Source organism: Pseudomonas akapageensis (assembly GCF_011355085.1).
Lineage (GTDB): Bacteria > Pseudomonadota > Gammaproteobacteria > Pseudomonadales > Pseudomonadaceae > Aquipseudomonas > Aquipseudomonas akapageensis.
Genome location: NZ_VXCP01000045.1, coordinates 1 through 18,970, shown reverse-complemented (window position 1 = coordinate 18,970; position 18,970 = coordinate 1). Strand labels below are relative to the sequence as shown.

General features: G+C 62.3%; 15 protein-coding genes and 2 pseudogenes. 4 read left to right on the top strand and 13 right to left on the bottom strand.

Features of this window, described 5'->3' with window-relative positions; all coding sequences use genetic code 11:
- Positions 1 to 6: 6 nt before the first annotated feature.
- From F2S13_RS24700 to F2S13_RS24665, 8 genes and pseudogenes are all read right to left on the bottom strand, one after another.
- Positions 7 to 537, bottom strand: a complete 531-nt coding sequence (locus F2S13_RS24700) for a chemotaxis protein CheW (protein ID WP_166365815.1) — start codon at positions 535 to 537, stop codon at positions 7 to 9.
- Positions 538 to 548: 11 nt separating this feature from the next.
- The gene (locus F2S13_RS24695; RefSeq protein WP_246237998.1) at positions 549 to 2,177 is read right to left on the bottom strand and encodes a methyl-accepting chemotaxis protein; all 1,629 of its coding nucleotides are present in this window, start codon (positions 2,175 to 2,177) and stop codon (positions 549 to 551) included.
- A gap of 60 nt (positions 2,178 to 2,237) precedes the next feature.
- On the bottom strand, positions 2,238 to 4,421 hold the full coding sequence (locus F2S13_RS24690; protein WP_166365810.1) for a chemotaxis protein CheA: 2,184 nt from the start codon (positions 4,419 to 4,421) through the stop codon (positions 2,238 to 2,240).
- Positions 4,409 to 4,747, bottom strand: a complete 339-nt coding sequence (locus F2S13_RS24685) for an STAS domain-containing protein (RefSeq protein ID WP_166365808.1) — start codon at positions 4,745 to 4,747, stop codon at positions 4,409 to 4,411. Before F2S13_RS24685 ends, F2S13_RS24690 begins: the two co-directional genes overlap by 13 nt.
- A 12-nt stretch (positions 4,748 to 4,759) precedes the next feature.
- Complete coding sequence (locus F2S13_RS24680) at positions 4,760 to 5,128, bottom strand: response regulator (RefSeq protein ID WP_166365806.1); 369 nt, start codon at positions 5,126 to 5,128, stop codon at positions 4,760 to 4,762.
- A gap of 35 nt (positions 5,129 to 5,163) precedes the next feature.
- Positions 5,164 to 5,748 (bottom strand): annotated as a pseudogene (locus tag F2S13_RS29910) (methyl-accepting chemotaxis protein); the annotation flags it as partial.
- Between the two features lie 781 nt (positions 5,749 to 6,529).
- Positions 6,530 to 7,177 carry a response regulator gene (locus F2S13_RS24670; RefSeq protein ID WP_218584085.1) on the bottom strand — a complete coding sequence of 216 codons (648 nt, stop codon included), beginning with the start codon at positions 7,175 to 7,177 and terminating at the stop codon, positions 6,530 to 6,532.
- Positions 7,177 to 9,879: a PAS domain S-box protein gene (locus tag F2S13_RS24665; protein WP_166365802.1), complete on the bottom strand. Its 2,703-nt coding sequence runs from the start codon at positions 9,877 to 9,879 to the stop codon at positions 7,177 to 7,179. Before F2S13_RS24665 ends, F2S13_RS24670 begins: the two co-directional genes overlap by 1 nt.
- A 331-nt stretch (positions 9,880 to 10,210) precedes the next feature.
- On the opposite strand from F2S13_RS24665, the gene F2S13_RS24660 reads away from it, so the two are divergent.
- The 3 genes from F2S13_RS24660 (at position 10,211) to F2S13_RS24650 (ending at position 13,388) form a co-directional block, all read left to right on the top strand.
- Entirely contained in the window at positions 10,211 to 11,722 is a 1,512-nt protein-coding gene (locus tag F2S13_RS24660; protein WP_166365800.1) for an aldehyde dehydrogenase family protein, read from the top strand.
- Between the two features lie 77 nt (positions 11,723 to 11,799).
- Positions 11,800 to 11,955 (top strand): hypothetical protein, encoded by a 156-nt coding sequence (locus tag F2S13_RS24655; RefSeq protein ID WP_166365798.1) that lies wholly within the window; start codon positions 11,800 to 11,802, stop codon positions 11,953 to 11,955.
- A complete protein-coding gene (locus tag F2S13_RS24650) occupies positions 11,952 to 13,388 on the top strand; it encodes a purine-cytosine permease family protein (RefSeq protein WP_166365796.1) in 1,437 nt (478 codons plus the stop codon). Before F2S13_RS24655 ends, F2S13_RS24650 begins: the two co-directional genes overlap by 4 nt.
- On the opposite strand, the gene F2S13_RS24645 is transcribed toward F2S13_RS24650, so the two are convergent.
- On the bottom strand, positions 13,385 to 14,287 hold the full coding sequence (locus tag F2S13_RS24645) for a helix-turn-helix transcriptional regulator (protein WP_166365794.1): 903 nt from the start codon (positions 14,285 to 14,287) through the stop codon (positions 13,385 to 13,387). The two genes, F2S13_RS24650 and F2S13_RS24645, sit on opposite strands and share 4 nt — an antisense overlap.
- A 278-nt stretch (positions 14,288 to 14,565) precedes the next feature.
- On the opposite strand from F2S13_RS24645, the gene F2S13_RS24640 reads away from it, so the two are divergent.
- On the top strand, positions 14,566 to 15,027 hold the full coding sequence (locus tag F2S13_RS24640; RefSeq protein ID WP_166365792.1) for an MEKHLA domain-containing protein: 462 nt from the start codon (positions 14,566 to 14,568) through the stop codon (positions 15,025 to 15,027).
- 34 nt (positions 15,028 to 15,061) lie between these two features.
- On the opposite strand, the gene F2S13_RS24635 is transcribed toward F2S13_RS24640, so the two are convergent.
- From F2S13_RS24635 to F2S13_RS29540, 4 genes and pseudogenes are all read right to left on the bottom strand, one after another.
- Positions 15,062 to 15,811 carry a hypothetical protein gene (locus F2S13_RS24635; RefSeq protein WP_166365790.1) on the bottom strand — a complete coding sequence of 250 codons (750 nt, stop codon included), beginning with the start codon at positions 15,809 to 15,811 and terminating at the stop codon, positions 15,062 to 15,064.
- A gap of 117 nt (positions 15,812 to 15,928) precedes the next feature.
- The gene (locus tag F2S13_RS24630; RefSeq protein ID WP_166365788.1) at positions 15,929 to 17,599 is read right to left on the bottom strand and encodes a DUF5666 domain-containing protein; all 1,671 of its coding nucleotides are present in this window, start codon (positions 17,597 to 17,599) and stop codon (positions 15,929 to 15,931) included.
- A 2-nt stretch (positions 17,600 to 17,601) separates the two neighbouring features.
- Complete coding sequence (locus F2S13_RS24625; protein WP_166365786.1) at positions 17,602 to 18,441, bottom strand: DUF6502 family protein; 840 nt, start codon at positions 18,439 to 18,441, stop codon at positions 17,602 to 17,604.
- A 143-nt stretch (positions 18,442 to 18,584) separates the two neighbouring features.
- Positions 18,585 to 18,970, bottom strand: a pseudogene (locus F2S13_RS29540) (hypothetical protein); the annotation flags it as partial.

Sequence of the window (18,970 nt, the reverse complement as noted above, 5' to 3'; positions counted from 1 at the left end):
CCTTCCTTATTTTTCGAGCGAGGCCATCCCGACCAACTCGCAGATTTCTTCGACCGACAGTACCTGGCGGATATCGAGCACGATCACGAATTGTTCGTTCTGATTGAGGATGCCGGCGATGAAATCCGCGCGAATACGGGCGCCAAAGGCGGGCCTGGTTTCCACTTGATTGGCATCGACCGCCAGCACCTCGTTGACCGCATCGACGATGATGCCAAGCATCTGTGCCGCACCTTCCTGCTCGACCTCGACAATCACGATGCAGGTGCGTCGGCCTATGGCCGTGCGCTGCCGGCCGAACCGCACCGACAGATCGACCACCGGCACCACCGCACCGCGCAGGTTGATCACGCCGCGCAGGAACTCCGGCATCATCGGGATTTCCGTCAAGCCACCGAACTCGATGATCTCGCGGATATGCTCGATCGGCAGGGCATACAACTCCTGCCCCAGCGTCAACGTCAGGAACTGCTGAGTCAGTGGCGCTTCGGCAATGGCGAGCGCCCGACCCTGATGGTGTATGGCGAGTGAAGACATGGGCAGACCTCCTAGAACCGAGTGAAGGCCGCTTCGTCAACAACCTCCTCGTGCGGTGGACGTTTCATGGCAATGACCTGGGTTTTCTTCGGCTTGCGCATGGCGGGCATCGCACGCGCCGGCGATTGCAAGGCTTCATCGCCAATGCGGAAGAACTGAATCATCTCCTGCAGCTGCACGGCCTGGGTGCTCATTTCTTCGGAGGTCGACGACAACTCTTCGGAGGCCGAAGCGTTGACCTGGGTGGTCTGCGCCAACTGACCCACCGCCAGGTTGATTTGCTCAAGGCCGGTGTTCTGCTCACGGGAGGCACAGGTGATTTCCTGAACCAGGTCGGCGGTCTTGCGAATCGAAGGCACCATCTGATCGAGCAACGTACCGGCGCGTTCGGCCAGGGTGACGCTGTCGGTCGCCACGCCGCCGATCTCCTGCGCGGCCACCTGGCTGCGCTCGGCCAGCTTGCGCACTTCGGCAGCCACCACGGCGAAGCCCTTGCCATGGTCGCCGGCCCGGGCCGCTTCGATGGCAGCGTTGAGCGCCAGCAGGTTGGTCTGGTAGGCGATGTCGTCGATGATGCTGATCTTCTGGGCGATCTGGCGCATGGCATTGACCATCTGGCCCACGGCTTCGCCACCTTCGACCGCATCCTTGGCCGACTGGCTGGCCATGCTGTCGGTGACCTTGGCGTTCTCGGTGTTCTGCGCCACGGTGGCGGCGATCTGCTCGACCGAGGCGCTGGTCTCCTCGACGTTGGCCGCCTGCTCGGAGGCATTCTGGCTCAGTGCTTCGGAAGAAGCGGCAACCTGCTCGGAGGCCGAGGCCAGCGAGTCGGCGGTCATGCGCACATCACTCATGATTCCGCGCAGGCGGCCCACCATCAGTTGCAGGCTGTAGAGCATGCTGGTGGTGTCGCCCTGGCGCAGTTGCACGTCGACCGTCAAGTCACCAGCCGCCACGCGCTGCAGTGCGTCCATCGCCGTTGCCGGCTCGCCACCCACCTGGCGTACGATCATGCGCGTGATGAACAAGCCCAGGGCAAGGGCCAGGATAAAGCCGCCGATCATCAGCGTGATCATGAAGTTACTGATGCCCGCGACGATCTGGTCGGCCTCGGTATTGACCTGCTCGGCGGTCGTGCTGTTGACCTCGACCAGGGCCGTCACCGTCTTGAGCAACGCTTCGAACAGCGGCTTGGTTTCATTGCGCAGGTTGTTCAATGCCTCGGGCATCTGCCCGGCCTGCATCAGAGCCCCGGCCGCCTTGGCCGACGCCAGGTAGGCCGGCATCTGCTGGTCGTACTGTTCGATCAGGCGCTTTTCGGCATCGACCAGCGAGGTCTGCCGATAGGCATTGAACAGCTCCTCGATCTTACGCACCGATGCTTCGTTTTCGGCAAGCTGGATGGTGATCTGGGCAGGGTCGTTCAGCGCATAAGAAACGTAGTTGCGCCGGCTGTGCTGAAGCACCTCGATCTCGATCTTGTTCAGATCGCGAATGGGCACCAGCCGGTCGGCATACATGCTGGTCATCATGCGGTTGACCTTGTCGATATTGACCACAGCGGCAAGCCCTATGGCCAATGCCACCAGCGCCACCGCCAGAAAGGTCGCGATCAGTTTCGTCCCCAGCTTCAGATTCATGAACCACTGCATAACGTTTCTCCGATGACCCAAATTGAATTCAATTGACTACGATCACTGTCAGGCCCCACCGGCACTCACACGCACCGGTGTTCCGACCGATAACGCACTGGCACGCTGGAGCAGGTTCGCGACATCCAGGATCAGGGCCACCCGGCCATCCCCGAGGATGGTCGAGCCACTCAAACCTCGACTTTTCTGAAACAACATGCCCAGGGGCTTGATCACCGCCTGAAACTCACCCACCAACTGATCCACCACCACCCCTGCCCGGCTGTTGCCGTGCTGCAATACCACCAGGCTTTCGCGTCCCGAAGCACGCCCACCGATGTTGAACAGTTCGCGCAGGCGCAGAAACGGCAAGGGCTCGCCACGCAGGTTGATCAAGTGGTGCCGGCCTTCCTGGGGCGGCAGATCGACGCATTCGATCACCTGTTCCAGCGGCAGCACGAAATGCTCGTCGCCCACCATCACCTGAAAGCCGTCGATGATCGCCAGGGTGAGCGGCAGGCGGATGCGCACCGTGGCGCCCCGGCCGAATTCACTGAGGACTTCCACTTCACCGCGCAGCAGTTCGATGTTGCGGCGCACCACGTCCATGCCCACGCCCCGACCGGAAAGGTTGGTGACCTGCTCGGCGGTGGAAAAACCGGGCTCGAAGATCAGGCGATACACTTCGGCATCGCTGAGTGACTGATCGGGTTGCACCAGGCCACGCTGCAAGGCCTTGTCGAGGATGCGCTGACGATCCAGGCCACGGCCGTCGTCGCTGACTTCGATGACGATGCTGCCGGACTCGTGGTAGGCATTCAGGCGCAGCGAACCGCTGGCTACCTTGCCGCTGGCCAGACGTTCCTCGGCCGTTTCGATTCCATGGTCCATGGCATTGCGCACGATGTGCATCAGGGGGTCGGCGAGCCGCTCCACCATGGACTTGTCCAATTCAGTGTCGGCGCCGGTGACCAGCAACTGGATGTCCTTGCCCAGTTCTTTGGAAATGTCCCGCACGACGCGCGGGAAGCGCTGGAATACTTCGCCGATGGCCACCATGCGCAAGCTCAATGAGGCATCGCGAATACTTTCGACCAACACCGACATGGCCTGGGCCGCTTCCTCGACCATGTCCATGTCGCGGCGCAGGGCATGCAGGTTGGTTGCCGCGCCGGCAATCACCAGTTCGCCGACCAGGTTGATCAACTGGTCGAGCTTGCCCACCTCGACCTTGATGAACACTTGCTCGTGGTTGCGCTTGTCTTCCACTTGCTTCTGCTTGCTCAAGGCCGCCGCCACCACCGGTTGCGGCACCAGCTGGCTTTCCAGCAACAGCGTCCCGAGCGGTGGTGCCGGCTGGGGTTCGGCATGCTGGCGGGTCAGCACCTGGTCCAGTTCATTGGGGGTGAGCGCGCCACTCTGCAGCAGGATTTCGCCCAGGCGCTGCGGTGACTCGGGCAGCTCCCTGATCAGGCGCAGGTATTCTTCGATCTGGCTGTGTGGCGGTAAAATACGCAGCAGGCAGTCTTCGAGCACGAACTCGAACACACTCTCGATTTCCTGCCGGCTGGCATTGGACTCGAACTCCAGCTCGAAACCGAGGTAGCAGGCCTCGGCTTCGAAATCACCCAACGCAGGCAAGCGATCGGTGATGGTATGCAGGTAGACGATGCGTCCCAGCTTGCCGAGGTAACGCAGGAACGACAGGGGGTCCATGCCGTTGCGCAGCACTTCGGGCGACAAACGCCAGGACAGGTGCCAGAGATCGCTGCTCACGGGCTCGCCCTGCAGCACATCGACCCTGGCATACGGCTCGTCGAAGGGGGCTACTTCCTGCGCAGTATCGCTGGCGGTGCCATCGAGGTATTCCTGCAATTGCGTCAGCAACCAGGCACGCAGTGCCTCGTCGGGCTCCTGGGCTTCGGTACCGATTTCCACGGCGCTGAGCAGGCTGCCGATGTAATCGCCGCAGGTCAGCAGCAGCGAGAGCATGGCCCCTTCGACGAACAGCTCGCCGGTACGCACCCGATCGAGCAGACTCTCGGCCACGTGAGTGAAATTGACCAGTGATTCCAGGCCGAACAGCCCGGCCGAGCCCTTGATGGTATGGGCCGCCCGGAAAATCGCGTTGACCCGCTCCTCGGTATAGCCTTCGGTTTCTATCGCCAGCAGCGCCTCCTCCATCGCCGCCAGCAACTCGCGCCCTTCTTGCACCAACGCACCGCGTGCACTGTCCAGATTCACGATAAGCATTCCCCGTCTTCGAGCGGTATCACCATCGGGTCGCCCAGCTCGGCGACCAGATTGAGCAGATCGAGCACTTCACGCACGGCCGCCGAATGCTGGACGAAGGTCAATGGCTTGTCCTGGCGCGCGGCCTCGCGTTTTAGCATCAGCAACAGCTGAACGCCGGCGGTGTCGAAGTCATCGACGCCGGCCAGGCCGATTTCCAGTTGCCGGTGGGCCTCCAGGGCCTGCAGCAACTCCTGTAGCACCGTGGCGGCACTGTAGATATTCAGTTCGCCGGTGATACCTAGGCAGTGACTCGCATCTTCTTCACGCTGAACGATAACCGCCATGGCGCAGGTTCCTCAGGGCAGGATGAGTTTGGAGACAGCATCGAGCAGGACCGGCGGCTGAAACGGCTTGACCACCCAGGCACGCACGCCGGCGGCCTTGCCTTCGCTCTTCTTGCTCTCGCCGGCTTCGGTGGTCAGCATGATCACCGGGGTGAAGCGATAGGCCGGCAGCTGCTTGGCTGCCTTGACGAAGGTGATGCCGTCCATGACCGGCATGTTCACGTCGGAAACGATCAGGTTGATCTTGCGACCATCGAGCTTGCCCAGCGCATCCTTGCCATCACAGGCCTCGACCACGCTGTAGCCGGCGGTCTTCAGCGCGATGCCCACCACTTGCCGAAAACTGCTGGAGTCGTCGACGATCAGAATTGTTTTTGCCATGGAGTTGTCTCTTTACTTCGAGCTGGGAGAGAGGATTAGAAAAAGGTCACCGAAGACGCTTCAACCTGAGGGCGCGAATCACCGCTGTGCAGGCGCGTTTGTTCAAGGGTGGTGTAGCTGGACTCCAGGTTCTGCAGCCAGGCCTTGCTCTCCAGTTGCGTGACGTCATGCAGACGCTCTTGCAGGCGGCGCATGTCCAGGACAGTGTGCGAGACGATCTGGCTGACTCGATCCTGGAACTGCAGATCGACCAGCACCTGATTGACCGTGTGCTCCACTTCGCGACTGGAGCCCTGCAGCAGGCCGATACGCTGCTCCAGCTGGGAAATGCCATGGGCCAGCTCGTCGAGCACCTGGTTGACGATGCCTTCGGCTTCACGAATCTTGCCTTGTTCGACTTCGGCGACCCGGCTGGCCTGGGCGACCAGCTCACGCATGGTGCCGCCCATGATCCGGACTTTCTCGGTGATGCGTGCACCGGTCTCGCCGGACATCGTCGAGAGCTTGCGCACCTCGTCGGCCACCACCGAAAAGCCGCGCCCGGACTCACCGGCGCGGGCCGCTTCGATGGCTGCATTGAGGGCCAGCAGATTGGTTTGCGAAGCGATCTTGGCGACGTCCTCGGCCATGCTGAACAGCTCGTCGACGAAGTGGCCAAGCTCGTGAATTTCGCTCAGGAAGTGCTCCCGTTCGGCACGGGTTTCATCCAGTGCGCTGACCGCCTTGGGCAACTCCACCTGGGCGCCACGCATGACTTCGAAGACGCTGTCATGGCTGTCGCCATCGGCACTCAGGGAGATGGTTTCGCCGACCTGGCGGCTCATGGCAACGAACTTTTCGGTCAGGCCGCCGGCGGCATCTTCAGTCTGGGTACGGGCCAGCTCGACCTGTTTCTCCCAGAGCGGCAGTATGCTCGACAGCAAGGTGCGCAAGGTCCGCAGTTCGGCCGAGCAGTCTTCGTCGGCCAGGGAGGTGATCGGTTCCACCTTTGCGTTGATGGGCCGCTGCCAATACCACCACAGCAACAGGCCTTGCCCGATGGCCGCAAGCCCGGCCTGCCACCACGCCGGCGCCACGGCCAGGCAGATCAGTGATGTCACCAGCAAACCCGCTGCCAACACCCAGGGGTTATGCGCCTGGTCGCGCGTCGGATTCGGTTTCATCAAGGTACCCCATGACTCTTTTTTTAGCGCGAACCCCTGCATGCACGAACGGCACGGACAGGAAAACCCAGAGTGATGGCACAGGGCCACGTCACCGTCGTTCAGTCTAGAGGGGTTGGGGCGCGGTCGACTACGAGCCAATTACGGGGGACGACTAGGTAAAACTACCTATAAAGCTTTGCCGATCTCGTTCGGCAACAAGGCGAGAGCCGGGCACGCGATGGCCCGACTCGTAGATCTACTCATCGAGCGCCAGGATGCCCTGGCGGATGGCGTACACCACAAGGCCGGCAAGATCGCGAATGTTCAGGCGCGCCATCAGTTGCGCACGGTGGGCATCGACCGTCTTGACGCTGAGGTCGAGCTGGTAGGCCACCTCCTTGTTGGTCTTGCCCTTGGCCAGCCAGTAGAGCACTTCACGCTGACGGGCCGTGAGGGTGGCCTCTTCGGCCGGGCCGCCCGGGGTGTTCAGGGCTTCGATGACTCGCCCGGAAACCTTCGGGCTCAAGTAGCGGTGGCCATGGAGCACGGCCTCGAGCGCCAGGCGCAGCTCGACCTCGGCGGCGTCCTTGAGCAGGTAGGCCGAAGCCCCTTCCTGCATGGCCTTGACGACGAAATCGCGGGTGTCATGCATGGACAGCACGATCACCGGCAATGCCGGCCAGTTGACGCGCAATTGCTTGAGTGCCTCGAGACCCGACAAGCGCTGCATGCTGATATCCATGAGCAGGACGTCCGGCCGGTGCTGCTTGATCAGACGCTCGACGTCATCGCCATCGCAGCCTTCGGCCACCACTGAATACCCCCACTCTTCCAGCAATACCCGGATTCCCGCACGCACCAGCGTGTGATCGTCCACCAGTACGATTCGACTGCTCACGCCCATCACCCCATCTCGCTATTATTGTGTTCCGGGATGCCTACCCCTATCTGCGTACCGCTACCCTGGCTTGAGTTCAGCCTGAACTCACCTCCTGCGAGCCTGGCCCGTTCGGCCATGCCCATCAATCCCATGCCCTTGCCGCTCTGCAACGCTGCCGTGGCGTCAAAACCCTGCCCATTGTCACGGATACTCAGTTCAACCTTGCCATCACGCCGCTCAAGATGCACCTCGACCAGGCTGGCATTGGCGTGCTTGAGCACATTGCTCAAGGCCTCCTGGAATATCCGGAACAGGGAAATTTCCAGGCAAGGGTCCGGACGCGGTTCCAGCTCGGCGAGATACAGCCGGCAACTGACGCCATCGGGCAACTGCGGCAGGAAGTTTTCCACCTGCCAGCGCATGGCCGCCACCAGGCCCAGGCCATCGAGCTGTGCCGGACGTAACATACGCGAAAGGTCCCGCACTTTGCTCAGTGCTTCGTCGGCAATCCTCACCAACGCCGCCTGGCGCTGCTCCTGCTCGCCGTCAAGATGGCGCTGCACCCCGGCGGCGCTGATCTTGATGAAGGTCAGCAATTGCCCCACATCATCATGCAACTCACGGGCGAGGTGGTGGCGCTCGCGCTCCTGCACTTCGATGATTTGCCGGGACAGCCGCTGCAAGCGGTCGTTGGCCGCTTCCAGGTCATGCTGCAGCAAACGCTGCTCGGTGACATCGCGGATCACCACCTGCGCGCACACCTGGCCATTGATGAACAACCGTTGAGCGGCCATTTCAACATCGAAACAGGTGCCGTCCAGGCGACGATAGCGACGCGGTAGAAACACCGGGGTGTAATCCGGGCCGAGGATCAATTCGATCTCGGACTTCGCCTGCTCGGTGGAGCTGGCATCGATCAGGTCGAAAATATCCAGGCCGACCAGCTGCGACGCCGACTCTGCCGCGAAGAGTTTGGCGGCCGCGGCGTTGGCGAAAATCACTTTCTTGTTGCGATGGATCAGCAGCCCTTCGGGCAGCATCTCGACCAGCTCGCGGGAATGCCGCTCGCGCTCGCTCAAGCGGCGCTCCACGCGTTTCTGCGCCGTGACATCGTGCATCGCCCCCAACAACTGCGGGTTGCCGTCATGCTGGCGCAGTACCCCGCAAAACTGCACATTGCGCAGGTCGCCATCGGGCCGCCTGATATGCAGCTCGATGTCCAGGCGCTCTCCGCGCAATGCCTGCTGGAAGGCCTCGATGGCGTCTGCGCGCTCCTCGACCACGATGCTCTCGATAAAGTCGTTGAGCGAGAATTCACTGACATCGGCCGGCATGCCGAAAATGCGCGCGCAGCCATCCGTCCAGATGACATGCCCGGCACCCGCCTCCCAGGACCACACGCCCAGCCCCGCAATGAGTTGTGCCTCCAGCAGTTTCTGCCGCGACACCTGAAGCTCGTCCTCGGCTTTGCGCCGGGCCGAGATATCATGCATGCACACCAGCAGATAGACGGTGCGACCCAACCGGATCGGCGATAGATGCACCTCGCACTCGAACTCGCCGGACGAATCCAGACGCTTGAACTTCAGAGTGGTGAACAGTTCGGAACCTCGCTCCACCTCCACTTGCAACTGCGCAAGCCAATGGCGCGCCGGCCTGTTGTCTGCCTGGTAGGGCATACAGAGATCAAGCAGCTTCTGTTTTTCAAGGCAGGCGCCGGAACTGACGCCGAACAACTCGGCTGCACGCGCGTTGGCCTCCAGCACGCCTGATCGGCCGACCAGCAGAACCCCGTCGTTGATCGATTGGAACAACTGACGATAGCGTCGCTCGCTGCGAGCCAGGAGCCGCCAGGACGATGCCATCCCTGCAGCCAGGCCCAGGATTACCAGAATCGAGACGAGGACGGCGATCAAGGTCAGGCGCTTTTGCTGATACCAGGACGCCAGGTACTCGTCCGGCCAACGGGCGACCACCACTTGCAGCGGGTAGTCGGGCACCGACTTGCGGGCGAGCAACGTGCCCCGCACACCCTCTCCCTCCAGACGCAGCAAACCGTCGTCATCCGGCGCGAGCGCCTGCTGGGGCACCGGCCCGCGCTGCACATAGATGCGGCCCTGAAAGTCCAATAGGGTAATGGGTAGATTCGATGGCAAGCCGAGGCTTTCGATAAAACCCTGAACCGCCTCCAGCGGCACCAGGGCGCCGACGGTGAACCACTCGCCGTCTGGATGACGATAGCGACGAAATACGGGCAGCCAGGATTTGCCATTGAGCTGCAAACGGTCAGCGAACCAGATCGAAGGGCCAACACGCTGCACCGGCAGTCGCTCGAGTTCTCCCCCGGGAAGGTCGGGCAACGACCAGCGCTGGCCCGCGGCGATCACCAACAGCGGATTTCTTTGCGGGTCCGCATCGACAAACCGCTCCAGTTCCTCGCGGGTTTGGCCATCATCCAACGGCCAGGGCAAAGCAGACAAATGCCGAGCCAACACATCCATGCTCAGACGCCGTTGTTGCAGGGCCGTTGTCGTGTATCCGGCGACGGCGGCTGCCAGGATCCGGGTGCGCATGCTCGCCGTGCTTTGCCGATCCTGAAAATCGCGCCACAGGGTCCAATTACCCAGACCGGCGACCAGCACGATCAGCGCCAGGCAGCCACTCCAAATCAATAATTCCGGTCGCGATCCCTTGCGAATGTAGGTAGTGACACGTGGTACTCGCATGGTATCCAGGACCCTGTACACAAACGGGCGCGGATCATACATGGACTTGCGCCCGGCACCTCGGCCTCAAATCGAAAATTGGCAGATCAGCCACTCATTTTTACCGTTTCGCTGCCACATAAAGACGCCAAATTAACGTGAAGGATCTATTTTTTTGGATCCATTTCTGGCGCCCTCCCATCACGCTGGCAAAACAATTCGCAAGATTGCATAAAAACCAGCAGGAACCTGAAAGAGCCCAGAACCCGCTGCGGCATAACCTTGGTTTGCCTCTTGTGCATCCGCGCCTGCCGGATGCGCCATTCCATCGACTGAAGGAACTGCACCAGCCATGAATGCTCTCGAACAATTTGCCCAACTCAGCGGTCATCACTGGATCAATGGTCAATTGCAGGTCGGCGCCAACAACGCCAGATACGATGTGCTCGACCCGGCTACCGAGCAGTGCATCGGCCAGCTCAGTGAAGCCAGCCGCGAAGAAGTGGACCGTGCGGTCGCCGTCGCCAATCAGGCGCAGAAGCGCTGGAACCGGGTCAACGGCCTGCACCGGGCCGAAGCCATGCATGAAGTGGCCGGGAAAATCCGTACGTTGCGCCCGCTGTATGCAGAAATGCTCACCCGTGAAATCGGCAAGACCTACAAGGAATCCTTCGACGAAGTCTCCTGGTCGGCCACCGCCGTGGATTACTACGCGGAACTGGGCCGGCATGAAATCGGCCGGGTCGCGGGCCCCGTGGTCGATGGCCAGTTCAACTTCTCGCTGAAGGAACCGCTGGGCGTGGTGGTGCTGATTCTGCCCTTCAACTACCCGCTGTGCCTGCTCTGCTGGCAAGCCGCCGCCGCCCTGGTGGCCGGCAATGCGGTGATCATCAAGCCGTCGGAGCTGACCTCGCTGACCACCCTGCAATTCGTCCAGGCCTTCGCCGAACTGGGTGAAGGCCTGGTGCAGGTGCTGACCGGCGGTGCCGACGTGGGCCAGCAACTGGTGCGCCACGCCGACACGCACATGGTTGCCTTTACCGGCGGGATCGAGACCGGGCGCAGCATTGCCCGCGAATGCGCCGGGCAGTACAAGCGCACCCTGATCGAAACCTCGGGCAACGACCCGTTCATCGTCATGCCTTCGGCGCCCATCGATATCGCCGCGCGCGGTGCGGCCTTCGGCGCCTTCCTCAACTGCGGCCAGGTGTGCGCCTCCTCGGAGCGCTTCTACGTGCATGAAGCGGTTTACGATGCATTCGTCGAGCGCCTGGTCCACCATACCCGGCTGATTCGGGTCGGAAATGGCCTGGACAAGGTCGACATGGGGCCGCTGGCCTCCAGGGCTCAGCGCGAACGCTACGAGCGGATCCTGCAGCGGGCCATCGAGCAAGGCGCTCGCGTCGGTGCCGGCGGCGGCCGACCCCGTGGCCTGGACAAGGGCTGGTTCGCCGAAGCCACGGTCCTGACCGGCGTGGCACCCGGCATGGAGATCATGCAGGATGAAAGCTTCGGGCCGGTGGCGCCGATCTGCAAGGTGGCCAACCTCGACGAAGCCCTTGCGCTGTCCAACGACTCCCGTTATGGATTGGGTTCGACCATCTACACCACCAACCTGGAAGAAAGCATGCGCGCCAGCCACGAACTGGAAGCGGGCATGGTGTGGGTCAACGCGCCATTGCTGGACAACGATGCGGGGCCGTTCGGCGGGCGCAAGCAGTCGGGCATGGGCCGGCAACTGGGTGCCGAGGGGCTGGATAACTTCCGTCACAGCAAGTTCGTGATGATGGACCCGGCCGCTTCGCCACAGGACTTCTGGTGGTTCCCGTTCCGCGATGAAGATGCGTTTCCCGGACAACGTTGAATGGCGTTATAACGAAACACCCCCGCTGCCCTCTTCAGGGCTGCGGGGGCAATAGACATCTGGTGAGGGCCAAACAAATGCAACAACAAACTGGCGAACTGGAAAGACGTCTGCGACTGCTGGAGAACCCGGCCGAGCAAGGCGAGGACTTCGACGGCATGAGCTGGTTCTGGCTGCTCCTGCTCGGCGTTTTCCTGCCCATCGTTGCCCTGGTAGCGGGGTGGAATCTATGAACGAGCCACTTTCTACGCTGAGCGATGCCACCGCAGGTGCCGGCAGCGACAGCAGCATCGAAGCCGACAAAAGCGCCCTGCCCCTGCTGCGCCACGAGCGCACCTGGGGTAGCTGGAAACTCGGTATCTCCCTGGCCACCGCCGCTGCCGCGACCTGGTGCTACCTGATCGGCGGCTATGTCGGCGCCTACCTGCCCTTCACCCAAGGGGCCATCTCGCTGAGCGCCGGTTGCATGATCGGCATGCTGCTGGTGGCCCTGGCCGTGGTGCCAGTGTGCATGCGCTACGGCGTCGACTCCATCGCTTCAGCCAAGCCGCAGTTCGGCAATCGCGGCTGGATCCTGGTCAGTGCCATGCAGTTCATCTCGATCGTGGGCTGGAACTCGCTGCTGCTGATCTTCTTCGCCAAGTCGACCACGCAACTGCTCCTGGCGCTCGGCTGGATCGCCGACGGCAACAGCGCCCTGCTGGTGCCGCTGACCATCCTGCTGGCCTGCTCGCTGGTGTTCTGCTTCCTGTTGAAGGGGTCGAGCGGGGTCGACAAGGTCGCGCGGATTCTCGTCGTCCATGTACTGGTCGGCTTCTGGGTGCTCTACATCATCGTCAGCCAGCGCTGGGACGAACTCGCCACCGCCACGCCGGCGGCTGCATCGCCAGACAAGCTGTGGAACTACACCACAGGCGTGGAAATCGGCATCGCCTCGCTGCTGTCCTGGTGGCCCTACATCGGCGCCATGGTGCGCATGGCGCCCAAGGGCCGCACCGCTGCCCTGCCGATCATGCTGGGCATGTCCGCGCCGGTGCCGGCACTGAGCCTGATCGGTATCGCCGGGGTCCTGGTGCTGCAGGTTTCCGACCCATCGGAGTGGCTACGCACCATCGGCGGGCCGGCCTACGGCATCATCGCCCTGCTGTTTGTCGCGGCCGCCAACCTGGGTACCGCCGTGGCCGGGGTCTACGCGTCAGCCATCGGCCTGCGCCACTTCAAGGCCCTGGAGAACCTGTCCTGGCCGGCCCTGCTGCTGATCACCATCCTGCCGGTGGCCGCTGTCGGCCTGTTCATCCCGGAACTGTTCTTCGCCCACTTCGGCACCTTCCTGGCCTTCATTGGCGTGGGCTTCGCGCCTCTGTGCGGGATCCAGATCGCCGACTACTACCTCCTGCGCCAACGCCGCGTCGGCGTACGTGCGCTGTTCGACAACAGCGCGAACAGCCCGTACCGCTTCTGGGCCGGCTACAACCCGGCGGCACTGCTGGCCATGGTTGCCGGCTGCGCCACCTACGTCGGCCTGCTCGACCCGCTGACCTATGAAAGCCACGGCCCCTATGCCTTCACCACGGCATCCCTGCCTTCGGTGTTGATTGCCGCACTGGTGTACTGCATCGTCACCCGGCTCTGGGTGATACCGGCAGGCAAAGGCGACTACCGCTAAGCGTCGCTGCGCTCACGGAAACGCTTCGGCGTTTCCTGGCTGGTGCGATGGAAACAGGCCGTGAAGTGGCTCTGGCTGGAAAAGCCGGTGGCCAGCGCCACTTCACTGATTGGCGCGTCGGTTTCCCGCAACAGCACCTTGGCCCGCTCGATGCGTCGTTGCAGCAGATAGTGGTACGGCGAAACGCCCATGGCCTGGCGAAAGGTATGGGCGAAATGGAAGTGACTGGTCCTGGCCGCCGCCGCGATATCCTCCACCGATATGTTCTGCGCCAGATGGCCCTCGACGAAATCCAGCGCGGCCTTGAGCTTGTGCGGTGACAGCGCCAGACGTTCATCCGGCTCGTCGGGGTGAAGATTGCAATGGCTGCGCAACAACTCCAGGCAAAACGTCTGGGTCAGCGCCTCGACATACGCCCGCGAGCCCAGCTTCTCCCCGCGCAATTCATCCAGCAGCCCCAGGCCGATGTTGTAGATCGCCTTGTTCTCCAGGCCAATCCCGTCCACCAGTTCGAAACCCGCCATGTCGATATCCCGCGCGATGCGTTTGAGCACCTGCGGGTCGAGGCAGACGTGCAGGGAATCGATGGCCGAGGTCCACTCCCAGGCGTTTTCCTGGTTGGCCGACATGATCGAAATCTGCCCCGGCTGGCTGTGCCCGCGCAGCCACTGGCCGTTGAGCTTTACACCGAGATCGCCAGGGGTATCGAGGTGGATCACGATAAAATGCGCAGCCAGTGGTGGTGGCTGGATGTAACCGCTGGGTGGGTGCTGGTGACGGCGGGCGGTGATCGATGCCCACCCGCTGTCTTCGCTGGAGAGTTGTGCCGGCGTGGGCATGAAAGCGGCCCAGGCCTGGGGGGAAAGCGCGTTGGGGTGCTGGGGTGTTTTGCGGAGCATGGCCTCGCCTTTTATTGTTTTTTTGGCTGAGAGACGGTGCGGAGTGCTTGGTAATATTTTGATGCTATGGACTTCTAGCAGAGATCGGGAGTGTATGCAAAAGATGCCGACCAAACCGGATTCTCGTTCCCACGCTCTGCGTGGGAATGCCTCCAGCGACGCTCCGCGTCACGCCCGGCGGTTCGACGCTGGAGCGTCTGGCACGGCATTCCCACGCAGAGCGCGGGAACGAGGATGATGCCGAATCGACGCGAACCAAAAATATTGAGGGTTAATGGATGACTGATTCAGACAACAAGCAACAGCTTCTCCAATACATCGACGACGCTTTCTACCGCTACCACGGCTATCGACTGGCCCACGACCTTTTCTCGGGCGACGAAGCCGAACGCTTGAAATGGATCGACGAACACGCCCCCTTCGCCTTGCTCGCGCACGACACCCAGGCTGATCCACGTTTTACCTACGTCAACGCAGCCGCCCGGCGCGCCTTCGGCTATTCCGAGGAGGAATTTATTGGCCTCCACTCGCGACTGAGCGCCAATGTCGACGCCTGGGCCGAACGCGCTGCAGTCCTGGCCGCCGTTGCACAAAAGGGATACGCCAGCGGATACACAGGCGTGCGCGTCAGAAAGGATGGCTCGTTCTTTCGCATCGAACGGGGGGAGTTGTGGTGCGTCAACGATGCCGAGGGAAAGTCGATTGGCCAGGCGGCACTGGTCTGGGCTGTCGGGCTTTGAGCCTGACTCATCGGGTGGCCGCTTCCTTTTAATATCAGAACGTGTGACTGAGCACCAGACCACCCTCCCCATCCGGGCTGGCGTCGGAAAAACCCTTCACCACATAAAACTGGACCTTCCATTCATGGTTGAGTTTCCGGGTGACGAAGAGAGTGAGCTCCTTGATCTGGTCACCCGTCGAGACGACTTTCTGCCGCCAGTCGTAGGAGGCGCCCACTGTGGTGAGTGCCGCTACGGGTAGCGCGAAGCCAAGGCTGGCAAATATCGGGTCGTCGAAGTTGGAGTCGGACGGATCGCCGAACTTGCGCCAGCCCAGGGTGGCGAACCCGGTTACCGGGCCAAAGGCCTTGGCGAGGTCGACCTGGACGGAGTAGTCGGTTTTTCCGGTGCCCAGGCACTTGTCTTCGTCGGCGGTGGGGAACTTGACCTTGCCAATCAGATCCACCAGCACGCTGCTCTGGCTACCGTCGAGCACGGCATAGTCGGCGCTGGCGATGGTATCGCCCAGACCGCTTTCCACTTTGCCGCATCCGCCCGGCAACGGTGCGCCATCAGGGCCGACCGAAGGGTTGGTGATGCGCAGCCAGGGCACGGTGAGCCTGTAAGTCATGGGCCCGGTTTCGTATTTGCCGACCAGCGGGACGTACCAGATTTCGGATCTTGTGCCGGTACCGTAGTCACCTTCCGAGTAGTCGGCGCCGATCGAAGTGCTGAAGGTATCGGCCAGGACCGGAAAGGTCAGGCTGGCGAGCAGGCTGGCAATCAGGGTGCGCCTGAAATCCATGTTCACCTCGGTGTATCCAGTCATCGAAGTTCACAAAACGTTTTTAGCATGGCGCGAGCGTGATGTTATCAAGCCAGCCTGGCTGCTTATGACAATAGCGCATCATGAGCGCACTGCTTAACTCCCCTTTCCAGAACGATCCGGGCGCTCCACCTTTTCGACCGTTTCCGGGTGTTCAACCTTCTCGACCTTTTCAGGACGTTCGACCTTTTCGACCTTTTCGACTTTCTCTGGACGCTCGACTTTCTCGACCTTCTCTGGACGTTCGACCTTCTCGACCTTCTCAGGGCGTTCGACTTTCTCGACCTTCTCCGGACGTTCGACCTTTTCTACCTTCTCGACCTTCTCAACCTTCTCGACCCTTTCTACTCTCTCGACCTTTTCGCTCTTGCCGGAATTGTCGACCTTCTCTACTTTCTCGACCTTCTCATTCTTGCCTGAGTTGTCCACCTTCTCGACGCGCTCTGTTGCTTCGTTCTGCTCCACGCTTTCCAGTTTCCCGGAACCTTCGCGGCTGTCGTCGCTCCCGTGGCCGGATTCGCTGCGCAAGCCGTCATCGGCTTCCCTGTGGCCGCTATTGTCGTCGCCCGACTCCTGCCGCCTCTGCTCAGTGTCGCCTTCAGCGGCGCTGCCTCGCCCGGAATTATTCCTGCCGGGCGTATCCACTTGTTCGCGGGGGTACTCGATGCGCGTTGCCCGTACTTCGCGCGCCCCGCTGAACACACCATTCACCCGCACGCGTCGATCCAACGACAGCCCGACGGGTTGATCCCCGACAAGCACCGTGTCGTGATCCAGCGTCACCTTGAAGCCGGCAACCACCAACTGCCGGCCATGCCGTTCCTGCACCAGGCCTTCGATCACAGCCTCGCGCACCCGGCCCGCGAAAGGCAGGCTCGGGTCAGGACGGCTCTGGGCGACGTGCAGCTCGCGACCGGACCATTGGCCGCGCACCAGCACTTCTTGCGCGGGCGCTGGGCGATTACTCAGCTTGAGCCCCTGGAGACTGCCGTCGCGATCAATCGAGCCGATGGCACTGGCCGTCGTCAGACCGGGCGCGCGGTCGATACGGCTGGCCACAACCTCGCCAAATGCATTGCGCAACCCGCTGACCCGTACCGGCTCGCCCGGACGCAGCCCCTCAGCGACCCGCGCGCCCAGGGCCAGGCGCACCGGTTGCCCCATGACCCGCAGTGGCGCCGAAGCGCGCCCAAGCTCGGTCAAAGGTCCTTCAAAGACGTGCAGGATCGAGATGTTCCGCGCCTCCAGCCCTCGCCGAGAGTTGAACGCCTCCACTGCGACGACCTGGCCTATCGCAAGGCGGGCGCTAGTGGCGGCCGCGCCGTTTTCGCTGACCGGTACATTCTGGGCAAAGTGCACTTCGACGCCGTTGAGACAGATCGAAGCGAACCCGGTGATCGTGCCGACGATACCGGTGCCACCCATGCCGCCCGGAAGCTGCTTGATGGGCGCACCGGTGCCGCCGATCCCGCCATTCTCGCTGTAGATACCCGTGCCGCCCATGCCACCTGGACGTTGCTGGGTGGGCGCGCCAGTGCCGCCGACGCCACCCGTTTCGCTTTGAATTCCAGTCCCCCCCACGCCGCCGGCCGCCTTACCGGTGCCACCGATGCCGCCCGGAGCCTGCAGGGCCGGTGCGCCGGCCATGCCCACTTCATTGCGGCTGACGCACACGGGAGCCGCCAGGACCTGCACGGGAAGCACGAGGCCCAGCGCAAGGCCCAGGGCGAGGGTGATCCCACGAAAGAGGCGCAGATTGACGGTCATGGTCAGGGCCCCGTCGACGAGTTGGGGTCGGTGGGCTCAGTGTAGAAGTAAAGGCCGATCGTGATGCGTTGACGGGGTTCGAGACTTTGCAGGTCATGACTTTCGAGTTCAGCAGCAAGCCGGTTGAAACTGAACAGGGCCTGCATACCTTCGTTGGCGACAGCTTCGCGCAACACCTCGACGCTGATCGGGGCCAATGCGTCGTAGTGGACGCTGCGCTCAAAAAAGGGCACGCCTTCCCCGCTCAGGTTATGCACCGCAGCGCAGCCGTGATCGTGCAGGTTGTGCCCCAGGTATGCGGCTTTCTCATCGAAGCCCTTCTGCGGCACGAAGGCCTGGACTTCAAGGTGGACCTGGTCTTGCTCGTCGACCCGGACGACGCCAAGGCGCAACCATTCGTCCAGCACCACCCGCGCGCGAATGTCCGTACTGACCTTCGCGACCAGGGCGTCAAAGGAGCAGTCGCCGCCGACACTGGCCAGGCGCGGCAGGGGCAGCGGCTGGCCGGCACCGGTGCAGAAGGGCATGCTGTTGGTCCAGGCATTGACCAGTTGGGCACCGAAGGTGATGTTTTCGGGAAGCGCGTTGAAATTCGTGTCGTCGGTATGGCGCAAGCGCCGCACATCCTTGCGGTGAACGCCGGTAAGCAGGCTGACGCGACTGTCGCTCGGGGCTTTGTCGTCAAGGCGAAATTCACGGTCCGCCACCTCGACGAAGACCTCCTTGAGCAGGTCGGCGAACACGGAATAGGTGACGCCTTTACGGAGCATCAGGCGCACCAGGGGGCGCATGACATGCTTGAGGGCTTTTAGCAGGGAAACAGGCAGGCTGGGCGGTTGCATTCAGCGCATTCCTTGACAGATAAACCCAGTATAGCGGTGCGGGAAAAATTCCCATATGCGTAGGCGTCCTGTCATTCCCTAGCAGCAAGCCTGCCTCATACAAAACCAGTCCCTGGGGTTTTGTATGAGGCAGTCAGCTTCCTTCAGACGCCGCTGTTATCGTCGCCCGGCTCGCCGCCGGCATGAACACCGCGATCGTCGCCCGGTTCACCAGCTGCATGAACACCACGATCGTCGCCCGGTTCACCAGCTGCATGAACACCACGGTCGTCGCCCGGTTCACCGCCTACATGAACACCGTGGTCGTCGCCCGGCTCTGCGCCTGCGTGATGAGCACCGCGGTCGTCGCCCCGCTCTGCGTGGTTGTTGCCACGACCCGAGTTGGCGCTGCCGGGGCCGCTGTTGCCGGCATGGTCACCACCGTGATCGCCGCTGCTGTGGCCCGAGGCATTGCCACCGTTGCCACCGCTGCCGCTACCGCCATGGCCACTGCCTCCATTGCCACCCCCGTTGCCGCCACCACCACCGC